Source organism: Mesorhizobium sp. M4A.F.Ca.ET.022.05.2.1, from assembly GCF_003998845.1.
Taxonomy (GTDB): domain Bacteria; phylum Pseudomonadota; class Alphaproteobacteria; order Rhizobiales; family Rhizobiaceae; genus Mesorhizobium.
The window spans coordinates 1-2,377 of record NZ_RZOJ01000620.1 but is presented as its reverse complement, the minus strand read 5'-3'; the positions used below and the strand labels follow the sequence as shown (position 1 = coordinate 2,377).

Here is a 2,377-nt window from a genome sequence, read left to right as displayed (position 1 = left end):
CGTCGGCGCGGCGCGTCTGGCCGAAGGCCTTGAGCAGCGCCGGCGTCAATTCCGTCAGCCGCTCGCGCGCTTCGGCCGACTGGGTGACGCGGTAGCGGCCGAAATGCCAGCCGCGAATGACGCGGCAAATGTCGCTCGGCCGATGGAAGCCGAGACGGTGCAAAGTCTGCAGCGTGTCGGGATCGTCGACGTCTCCGGTGAAGACCAGGTTGCCGACGCCGGCCGAAAGCTCCGGCGCGGTCTCGAACAGCGCCGCGTAGTGACGCTCGACCTGCTGCAGCGAGGCCCGGAAGGCCTCGGCGAACTCCGCCTCTCCGGCAAAGCCGAGCATCAGGGCGATACGCAGCAGCCCCTCGTCGCTATCGGGCAGGACATGCGTCTGCTCGTCCGCGACCATCTGGATGGCGTGCTCGACGCTGCGCAGGAACCAGTATTGCCGGGCGAGCGCATCACGCGCGTCGGCGGTGATCCAGCCGCGCGCGGCAAGCTGGCCGAGCATCGGCACCGTCTCACGGCCACGCAGTTCCGGGAAGCGGCCGCCGGCGATCAGTTGCTGGGTCTGAACGAAGAACTCGATCTCGCGGATGCCGCCACGGCCGAGCTTGACGTTGTGGCCCTTGACCGCGATCTCGCCATGGCCCTTGTGGGCATGGATCTGGCGCTTGATCGAATGGACGTCGGCGATCGCCGCATAGTCCATGTATTTGCGCCAGACATAGGGCTGCAATTCCTTGAGGAAGGCGGCGCCTGCGGCAAGATCGCCGGCCACGGGGCGCGCCTTGATCATGGCGGCGCGTTCCCAGTTCTGGCCACGCCCCTCGTAATAGTGAAGCGCCGCCTCGACTGGTATCGCCAGCGGCGTCGAGCCGGGATCTGGCCGCAGCCTCAGATCGGTACGAAAGACATAGCCGTGCTCGGTGCGGTCCTGCAGGATCCGCACCAGCCGGCGGGTGAGGCGCGCGAACAGTTCCGTCGCGTCCAGCGGATCGACAATCGCCGGCGCGGCCGGATCAAAGAAGACGACGAGGTCGATGTCGGAGGAAAAATTCAGCTCATGCGCGCCGAGCTTGCCCATGCCGAGCAGTACCCAGCCCGACTGGCGCGCCGGATCTTCGGGATCCGGCAGCCTGAGCTTGCCCTGCTCGTGCGCGTCGCGCAGCAGGAAATCGACGGCGGCGCGGGTACAGGCATCGGCCAGGTCGCTGAGGCGGCGCACCGTCAGCGACGTCTCGGCCTCGCCTGCGAGATCGGCGAGCGCGATCAGGAAATGCGCCTCGGCCTTCAACAGCCTGAGATCCATCATCAGGCCATTTTCGGTGACCGCCTCGGCGCGTGCCGAAAGGGCGATCGCATCGCCTATGTCGCTGAGCCTAGCCTCGACGGTCTGGTCGAACAGCGCGTCAAGAATGGCCGGCCGCCGGCGCGCCGTATCGCGCAGGAATGGCGACAGGTCGGAGATGGCGGCGAGCAGGTCCTGCTGCTGCCCCTTGCCAGAGAGAAATTCGACCAGCCGCGGCAGATCTTCTTCCCCGGCCGCGGCAGCGATCTCCGACAACTCCCGCCTGGCACGCCCCTTGTCCAGGGGCAGAAGCGCCATCGCCGGCCGCAACTGCAATTCGGTTTCCGCTGCCTTCTTGGCCATCTTCTCCGCCATCAGTGGTCCTCCCGTGCGGGAAAACTCATGATAACGGACAATCCGGGATCGGCGGGCAGAAGATCAAGCTTGCCCTTGTGGAAAGTCATGATCGCCTTGGCGAGGCTGAGACCCAGGCCCGACCCCGGCTGCGACCGGCTCTTCTCCAGCCTAACGAAGCGCTCGGTCACCCTGGCGCGGTCGGCATCATCGGGGATGCCCTGGCCATTGTCGGAAACGGTGAGCCGGATTTCGTGGCCGACACGCTCCAGCGCCACGCGCACTGTGGGCTGACCGGTCGAGTCGGCCGAATATTTGATCGCGTTGTCGACGATGTTGGACAGCGCCTGGCCGATCAATTCGCGATTGCCGTCGACGGCAAAAGCCTGCGGCGCGGAGGTCTCGAGGATGACGCCGGCCTCTTCGGCCACCGGCTCGTAGAGCTCGACGACATCGCGGACCGCTGCCGCGAGATCGACCCGGCTGGTGGTCTCCGAGGAATAGCCGGCCTCCAGCCTGGAGATCATCAGGATGGCGTTGAAGGTCTTTATCAGCTGGTCGGACTCAGCGATCGTGCTTTCCAGCGCCTGCCGGTAGTCGGGGGTCTTCTGCCGGCCGGCCAGCGTCGCCTCGGCGCGGTTGCGCAGCCTGGTCAGCGGCGTCTTCAGATCATGCGCGATATTGTCGGAAACCTGCTTCAGGCCCTCGTTCAGCTTGGCGATCCGGGCCAGCATCGTATTGAGG

Annotated in this window: 2 protein-coding genes; both read right to left on the bottom strand. The window is 66.1% G+C overall.

The window, feature by feature from the left end:
- Positions 1 to 1,654, bottom strand: a 1,654-nt coding sequence (locus EN745_RS33685) for a bifunctional [glutamine synthetase] adenylyltransferase/[glutamine synthetase]-adenylyl-L-tyrosine phosphorylase (protein WP_189363246.1), incomplete at its 3' end; no start/stop codon positions are given.
- Positions 1,654 to 2,377, bottom strand: a 724-nt coding sequence (locus tag EN745_RS33680; RefSeq protein ID WP_145992299.1) for a HAMP domain-containing sensor histidine kinase, incomplete at its 5' end; no start/stop codon positions are given. The genes EN745_RS33680 and EN745_RS33685, both read right to left, overlap by 1 nt.